This is a genomic window from Streptomyces thermospinosisporus (genome assembly GCF_039526425.1).
Taxonomy (GTDB): domain Bacteria; phylum Actinomycetota; class Actinomycetes; order Streptomycetales; family Streptomycetaceae; genus Streptomyces; species Streptomyces thermocarboxydovorans.
This window is the reverse complement of record NZ_BAAAIZ010000062.1, coordinates 22,939-29,786: the sequence shown is the minus strand read 5'-3', so window position 1 is coordinate 29,786 and position 6,848 is coordinate 22,939. Positions and strand designations below refer to the sequence as shown.

7 protein-coding genes are annotated in these 6,848 nt (G+C 69.7%); 4 read left to right on the top strand and 3 right to left on the bottom strand.

The genetic code is table 11. The features are described from left to right. Positions 1-111: 111 nt before the first annotated feature. On the bottom strand, positions 112-795 hold the full coding sequence (locus ABD207_RS20320) for an HAD family acid phosphatase (RefSeq protein WP_344014528.1): 684 nt from the start codon (positions 793-795) through the stop codon (positions 112-114). A gap of 440 nt (positions 796-1,235) precedes the next feature. Here ABD207_RS20320 and ABD207_RS20315 point away from each other — a divergent pair, with 440 nt between their 5' ends. Next, on the top strand, positions 1,236-1,946 hold the full coding sequence (locus tag ABD207_RS20315) for a M23 family metallopeptidase (protein ID WP_344014527.1): 711 nt from the start codon (positions 1,236-1,238) through the stop codon (positions 1,944-1,946). A gap of 29 nt (positions 1,947-1,975) precedes the next feature. Here the strand turns inward: ABD207_RS20315 and ABD207_RS20310 are convergent, their stop codons facing one another. Then, positions 1,976-2,572, bottom strand: coding sequence for a TetR/AcrR family transcriptional regulator (locus tag ABD207_RS20310; RefSeq protein ID WP_344014526.1), 597 nt, complete (start codon positions 2,570-2,572; stop codon positions 1,976-1,978). Between the two features lie 140 nt (positions 2,573-2,712). On the opposite strand from ABD207_RS20310, the gene ABD207_RS20305 reads away from it, so the two are divergent. The 3 genes from ABD207_RS20305 (at position 2,713) to ABD207_RS20295 (ending at position 5,381) form a co-directional block, all read left to right on the top strand. Next, the gene (locus ABD207_RS20305) at positions 2,713-4,299 is read left to right on the top strand and encodes an MDR family MFS transporter (RefSeq protein ID WP_344014525.1); all 1,587 of its coding nucleotides are present in this window, start codon (positions 2,713-2,715) and stop codon (positions 4,297-4,299) included. Positions 4,300-4,476: 177 nt separating this feature from the next. Then, complete coding sequence (locus tag ABD207_RS20300) at positions 4,477-4,950, top strand: helix-turn-helix transcriptional regulator (RefSeq protein ID WP_344014524.1); 474 nt, start codon at positions 4,477-4,479, stop codon at positions 4,948-4,950. Then, positions 4,947-5,381, top strand: a complete 435-nt coding sequence (locus ABD207_RS20295) for a VOC family protein (RefSeq protein ID WP_344014523.1) — start codon at positions 4,947-4,949, stop codon at positions 5,379-5,381. Before ABD207_RS20300 ends, ABD207_RS20295 begins: the two co-directional genes overlap by 4 nt. Positions 5,382-5,490: 109 nt before the next feature. Here ABD207_RS20295 and cseC read toward each other — a convergent pair whose 3' ends face one another. After that, the gene (gene cseC, locus ABD207_RS20290; RefSeq protein ID WP_344014522.1) at positions 5,491-6,846 is read right to left on the bottom strand and encodes a two-component system sensor histidine kinase CseC; all 1,356 of its coding nucleotides are present in this window, start codon (positions 6,844-6,846) and stop codon (positions 5,491-5,493) included. Between the last annotated feature and the right edge of the window lie 2 nt (positions 6,847-6,848).

Below are 6,848 nucleotides of genomic sequence, written 5' to 3'. Positions count from 1 at the left end.
GGGCAGTCAGGACAGCCCTGAAGGCGGTCAGGACAGCCCTGAAGGCGGTCAGGACAGCCCTGAAGGCGGTCAGGACAGCCCTGAAGGCGGTCAGGACAGCCCTGAAGGCGGTCAGGAGAGCTGTCCGTCGTAGTCCGGCAGCTTGAAGGTCTTCTCCGCGTGGCCGCCCGACAGGTCGGTGGCGCTGTTGCCGATGTTGGCGATGATCGTGTAGCCCTTGCGCTCGATGTCGATGCGCTGGGCCGTCTTGTACTCGGCGACGTCCTTGAACAGGTCGAGGAAGCCACGCACGTACAGGCCGGAGGACTCGTAGCCGGCCTGGTCGAGGTTCCACGCGGTGGGGGCGTAGATGATGTCCGGGCGGGCCGTGACGAAGAACAGGTCGACGCCGCGCTCCTCGGCGTACTGGGCGGCCTTCAGGACCGGCTTGTTGGCCGGCTGCGGGAAGCTGAAGCCGAAGTCGGTCTCCAGGGCCGTGTTGTCGATGTCGAGGACGATCGCCTGCTTCTCGCCGGGCTTGCCCTGGGCGATGCGCTCCTTGAGGTAGGGCAGGGCCTTGTCCATCACCGCCTGGCAGTCCCGCTGCCAGGTCTCGTAGTCGACGGCCGCGGCGGTGGACGACGCGGCGGAGGAGGGAGCGGCGGCGGCCGGGGCCGAGGAGAGCTGCGCGGAGGGGGCGGAGGCCGGTGCGGCGGAGGCGGGGAGTGCCTCGGCGGGGGCGGCCAGGGCCACTAAGGCGGTCGCGGAGACGGCGGTGACCGATACGCGGTTCAGCCAGGTGTGTCGGCTCTTCATGGGGGGTGTCCTCTCACGTCCGTGCGCCAACCAACATGTCGTGTGCATGTTCGTGTGCGAGGGTGACGCGAGGTGAACCGTAGAGTTACCCGGCGGTAGCTGCCTAGAGGCCTGCGCCACATTTCTGGGGCCGTAAAAGAGGCCCTCCGGTGACATGCTCCACAGGCGATATGTCCGGTACTAAATGGAATAGTGGTACAGCTACCGAATCAAAATCGGACATTCAACGCAAAGCTCTGATCGATCAGCCTGAAATGGGGCTTTCGCCTCGTAAGAGGGGCTGTGTCAAGAGACGTGCACCTCACCCCAGAACTACGACGTTCCGTCGTAGATCACACCTTTGCGGTGTTGTGGGCGAAAGGGCTACCAAGGAACAGCCACCAAGACGCGGTCCTGTGCGTCGGGTGGTTTTCCTCTGTCCCCTTCCCCATGAGGTTTCGATGTTCGAGCGCGTCACGTCCCGTACCTTCCGTCCGTCCCTGAACCGCACTCGCGCGGCCGTGCTGGCCGCCGGCCTGGCGGGCTCGGTCGCGATGGGGGCCGGGATCGCGGCAGCCGCCGACACCACGGCCGCTTCCGGTGCCGCCACCGCCGTCCAGGCGCAGGCGGCCGCTCAGGCCAAGGCCGCGCAGGCCCAGGCGGTGAAGGCCGAGAAGGCTGCAGCTGCCAAGAAGGCCGCGGCCGCGAAGGCCGCCCAGGCCAAGAAGGCGGCCGAGGCCGCCGCCAAGAAGAAGGCCGCTTCCTGGGTCAGCCCGGTGAAGAACTACAAGCTGTCCGCGAGCTTCGCCCAGAACGGCGGCATGTGGGCCAGCAAGCACAGCGGTCAGGACTTCGCCGTCCCGACCGGCACCCCGGTGAACGCCACCCACGGCGGCACCGTCGTCAAGGCCGGCCCGAACGGCGCCGGTGACGGTCCCGCGTACGGCAACGCCATCGTCATCAAGCACGGCAACGGCACGTACTCCCAGTACGCCCATCTGTCGTCGGTGAACGTGAAGGCCGGCCAGGTCGTCAAGACCGGCCAGAAGATCGCGCTGTCCGGCAACACCGGCAACTCCAGCGGTCCGCACCTGCACTTCGAGATCCGCACGACCCCGAACTACGGCTCCGCGATCGACCCGATGAAGTTCCTGCGCGCCAAGGGCGTCTGATCGGGCACGGTCAGCCGGAGAGCAGCTCCCTAAGAACCCTGCGCACCCCGGTGCGCCTGGGTGATCAGATCGGTGGCGACCTCGAGGACGGCCTTGCGCTTGTCGCCGGGGTCGCCTTCGACGTCCTGCAGGACGTGCATCCCGGCGTGCAGGGTGAACAGGGCGCTGACGCTGCGCACCTGGTCGACCAGCTCGGCCTCCGGGTCCAGGAGTATGTCCCGCAGGCCCATCAGGCGGTTCTTGAACATGTCGCCGATGCTCAGCTCACGGATCGTGGCCTGGTTCTCCTGCATGAAGCGGAACAGGGGGGCGGCGGCGCTCAGCGCCTCGCTGTAGCGGCGCAGGATCTCGTGCTTGGTCTCCAGGGTGCGCGGCTGCTGCCGCGCCCACTCGACCAGCTCCTCCACGGGCCGGGTGAGGTCCTCGAAGATGCTGACGAGGATCTCTTCCTTGGTCTTGAAGTGGTAGTACAGGGCGGCCTTGGTGACCCCGAGGCGCTCTGCGATCTCGCGCAGGGAGGTCTTCTCGTAGCCCTGCTCGGCGAAGAGTTCGAGCGCCACGTCCTGGATGCGCTGGCGGGTGTCCCCGCGGCGCCGCTGCTTGGTGCCGTCCATGGTGCCGCCCATCTTCCTACGCGATCTGCGCTCCCAAAAACTTACTTGACGCCCGGCTAGTTCGGGGCTTAGCTTCCAGTGTAGTGAACTAGCCGGGCGGCAAGTAAGTAGGGCTGCGCGGCTCAGGTAACGACTGGGGGAGCGGGTAGACGATGACGGACGCATCGGCAGCGGGCATCGCCGGGCAGCAGGGCGGCGGCAGACAGCCGCGGAGTGTGCGGGTGGTCCTGCTCGCGCTGATGATCGCGATGATGCTCGCGATGCTGGACAACATGATCATCGGCACCGCGATGCCGACGATCGTGGGCGAGCTGGGCGGCCTCGAGCACCTCTCCTGGGTGGTCACCGCCTACACCCTCGCGACCGCGGCCTCCACCCCGGTCTGGGGCAAGATCGGCGACATGTACGGGCGCAAGGGCTCGTTCCTGGCCTCCATCGTGATCTTCCTGATCGGCTCGGCGCTCAGCGGCATGGCCCAGAACATGGGCGAGCTGATCGGCTTCCGCGCGATCCAGGGCCTGGGCGCCGGCGGTCTGATGGTGGGCGTCATGGCCATCATCGGCGACCTGATCCCGCCCCGTGAGCGCGGCAAGTACCAGGGCATGATGGCGGCCGTGATGGCGCTCGCCATGATCGGCGGACCGCTGGTCGGCGGCACCATCACCGACAACTGGGGCTGGCGCTGGGCCTTCTACATCAATCTGCCGCTCGGCGCGATCGCGCTGGCCGCCGTCGCCACCGTGCTGCATCTGCCGAAGAAGCGGTCCGAGGCCGGCATCGACTACCTCGGCGTCGTGCTGCTGACCGTCGGCATCACCGCGATCGTCCTGGTCACCACCTGGGGCGGCACCGAGTACGCCTGGACCTCCGCGCGGATCATGGAACTGTGCGCCATCGGTGTGGCGGCGCTCATCGGCTTCGTGTACTGGCAGGCCCGGGCCGCCGAACCGGTGCTGCCGCTGCACATCTTCCGCAGCCGCAACTACACCCTGATGTCCGTCATCGGCTTCATCACCGGCTTCGTGATGTTCGGCGCGACGCTGTTCCTGCCGCTCTACCAGCAGGCCGTGCAGGGCGCCTCCGCCACCAACTCGGGCCTGCTGCTCCTGCCGATGCTCGGCGCGATGCTGGTCACCTCGATGGTCGCGGGCCGGGTGACCACCAGCACCGGCCGCTACAAGATCTTCCCGGTGGCCGGCAGCGCCCTGGTGATCGTCGGCCTGTATCTGCTGTCCACCATGGACACCGGCACCTCCCGGCTCACCTCCGGGATCTTCATGGCCGTCGTCGGCTTCGGCATGGGCTGCCTGATGCAGATCACCATGCTGATCGCGCAGAACAGCGTGGAGATGAAGGACATGGGTGTGGCCTCCTCGTCCGCGACCCTCTTCCGCACCCTCGGCTCCTCCTTCGGTGTCGCGGTGATGGGCGCGCTGTTCAACAGCCGGGTCCAGGACGTCATGGGCGAGCGGGCCGGGACGCTGGGCTCCCGGATCACCGAGCACTCCGCCCAGCTGGACGCGGCGAGCCTGGCCAAGCTGCCGGAGGCGGCCCGCGAGGCCTACCAGCACGCCGTGTCCTCCGGCACCCACGGGGCGTTCCTGCTCGGCTCCGTCGTCGCGGTGATCTCGCTGGTCGCGGCCGTGTTCGTCAAGGAGGTCCCGCTCAAGGGCGCGGGCCCGAAGGACGCGCGGTCCGGGGACGCGCCCGCGCCGGCCTCCGTGGGCGAGGCCGTCTGACCGCCCGCCCCCCTTCCGCGCGACGAGCCCCCGGCCCCGCCCGCCGGGGGCTCGTCGCGCGCGGGGCTCGTCGCAACGGGGTGTTCGCGGGCGCTCTGTGCGTGCGGGGCTCTTCGCGTCCGGGGGGCTCTTCGCGGCGCGGGGCCGGTGTCGGACCCCCGTGCCACCATCGGTGCCATGGACAAGGAGCGGCAGCTGAGGCTGGCCAAGGACGCGATGGACCGGGACTGGGCCGACCCGGACCTCGACCTGGACGCCGTCGCCGCACACGCCGGGTACTCCCGCTACCACTTCCTGCGCGCCTTCAAGGAGACCTACGGCGAGACCCCCGGCCAGTACCTGACGCACCGCCGCATCGAGCGCGCCGAGGAGTATCTGCGCGTCGCCGATCTCAGCGTCACGGAGATCTGCCATCTGGTCGGCTTCAGCAGCCTCGGCACGTTCTCCGCCCGCTTCAAGGCCCGCACCGGACTGACCCCCACCGAGTACCGCGCCCGGCACGTCGGCCGGGGCGCCGCCCTCATCCCCGGCTGCTACGCGATGCTGTGGGCCGGCGGTTTCCCGACCGCAACTTCGAAGAAGCGCCCCGCATCCCGCCCTGCCTACGGTGAGGAGCAGCAACCCACCGACGACAGGAGCGCGGAGCCATGATCAAGGGGCTCGGGATCAGCACCGTCTGGACCTTCGACCAGCAGCGCACGAAGGCCTTCTTCACCGAGAAGCTCGACTTCGAGGTGCGCAGCGACCTCTCGCTGGGCGACATGCGCTGGATCACCGTCGGCGCCAAGGACCAGCCCGAGGTCGAGCTGGCCCTGATGAGCCTGGACGGCCCCGGCCTGGACGCGGACTCCTCCGCGGCGCTGAAGAAGCTGGTCAGCAAGGGAGCCATCGGCGCCGGCGCGTTCCGCACCGACGACTGCCGGGGCGACTACGAGACGTTCAGGGCGCGCGGCGTGGAGTTCATCCAGGAACCGCAGGAGCGGCCCTACGGCATCGAGGCGATCTTCCGCGACGACAACGGCAACTGGTACTCGCTGACCGAGCGCAACGAGGAGCTGGACTTCTCCAAGCCCTTCGGATGAGCCGCTCTCTCCAAGCCCTTCGGATGAGCCGCTCTCTCCAAGCCCTTCGGGCGGCTCACATCAGCAGGCGGGCTCACATCAGCAGGCGGGTTCACATCCGCAGGCGGGCTCACATGAGCATCGGGTAGCTGCCCGTGTCCGTGGGCGCGTGCTCCGGCAGCCACAGAACGGCGACCGCGCCCTCGGCCGGTACGCCCTCCGGCGCCCCGGCCGGGCGGACGTTGCGGAAGGTCAGCCGGGCGCCCAGCACCCGGGCCTGCCCGGCCGCGATGGTCAGGCCCAGGCCGTGACCGCGGCCCGCCCGGTCCTTGCTGCCGGTGCGGAAGCGGCTCGGGCCCTCGGCCAGCAGGTCCTCCGGGAAGCCGGGGCCGTGGTCGCGGACCCGGATCACCCGGCCCTCGACGGTGACCTCGATGGGCGGCCTGCCGTGCCGGGCGGCGTTGGCGAGCAGATTGAACAGCACGCGCTCCAGGCGCCGCGGGTCGGTGGTGACCTCCGACTCGTGCACCACGTGCACGGTGACACCGGGCTCCCGTGCCGCCACCCGCCGGGTGACGAACTCACCGAGCAGGATGTCCTGCAGCTCCGCCCGCTCCGAGGCGCCGTCCAGCCGGGCCACCTCCAGCACGTCCTCGACCAGGGTGCGCATCGCCTTGGCCCGGTCAAGCACCAGCTCGGTCGGCCGGCCCGGCGGCAGCAGTTCCGCGGCCGTGAGCAGTCCGGTCACCGGGGTGCGCAGCTCGTGCGCGATGTCGGCGGTGACCCGGCGCTCGGCCTCCAGCCGCTGCTGCAGCGCCTCCGCCATGGCGTCCACCGCGCTGGCCAGGTCGTCGGTCTCGTCGCGCACGACTCCGCCGATGGCCTCGCGCACCCGCACATCCGTCTCGCCCTTGGCGACCCGGCCCGCGGCGGCCGCCGCCTTGCGCAGCCGGCGCGAGAGATGCCCGCCGATCAGCACCCCGAGCGCGCTGCCGCCCAGCACGACCGCGATGGAGCCGATCAGCAGGGCCTGGTCGAGGTCCTTGAGGATGTCGGAGCTGCGGTCGGTGAAGCCCGAGTGCAGCGACATCACCTGACCGTTCTTCAGCGGCACGGCCGCCCATATGTCCGGCGTGCCGCCCGGCCGGTCGGCCACATAGGTGGCCCGGCGCCCCGCCTCGACCTTCTCCCGCAGCTCGTCCGGCAGCTCCGGGTCGTTGATCTTGGTGTTGGGGAAGTTCAGCCGCCCGGACAGCTCGTAGTTGCGCTGCGCGACCATGATCCGCTCGTCGGCCAGATCCCGGGCGTTGTCCAGCATCGAGACCCGGGCCGCGTTGTGCACGACCAGGCTCAGCACGACCGCCACCAGGGTGCCGACCAGCGCGATGGCCGCGCTCAGCTTCCAGCGCAGCCCGGCCCCGAGACCCAGTCGCTCCACACCCGCGGCCACCAGGCGGCACAGCCGCCCCCGACGTCGCCCCCGCATCC

What these genes read in the sequence shown, in the direction of transcription:
- ABD207_RS20310 (WP_344014526.1), bottom strand. Translation starts at nt 2,572, where the DNA reads ATGGGCGGCACCATGGACGGCACCAAGCAGCGGCGCCGCGGGGACACC.
- cseC (WP_344014522.1), bottom strand. Translation starts at nt 6,846, where the DNA reads ATGCGGGGGCGACGTCGGGGGCGGCTGTGCCGCCTGGTGGCCGCGGGT.
- ABD207_RS20295 (WP_344014523.1), top strand. Translation starts at nt 4,947, where the DNA reads ATGATCAAGGGGCTCGGGATCAGCACCGTCTGGACCTTCGACCAGCAG.
- ABD207_RS20320 (WP_344014528.1), bottom strand. Translation starts at nt 795, where the DNA reads ATGAAGAGCCGACACACCTGGCTGAACCGCGTATCGGTCACCGCCGTC.
- ABD207_RS20300 (WP_344014524.1), top strand. Translation starts at nt 4,477, where the DNA reads ATGGACAAGGAGCGGCAGCTGAGGCTGGCCAAGGACGCGATGGACCGG.
- ABD207_RS20305 (WP_344014525.1), top strand. Translation starts at nt 2,713, where the DNA reads ATGACGGACGCATCGGCAGCGGGCATCGCCGGGCAGCAGGGCGGCGGC.
- ABD207_RS20315 (WP_344014527.1), top strand. Translation starts at nt 1,236, where the DNA reads ATGTTCGAGCGCGTCACGTCCCGTACCTTCCGTCCGTCCCTGAACCGC.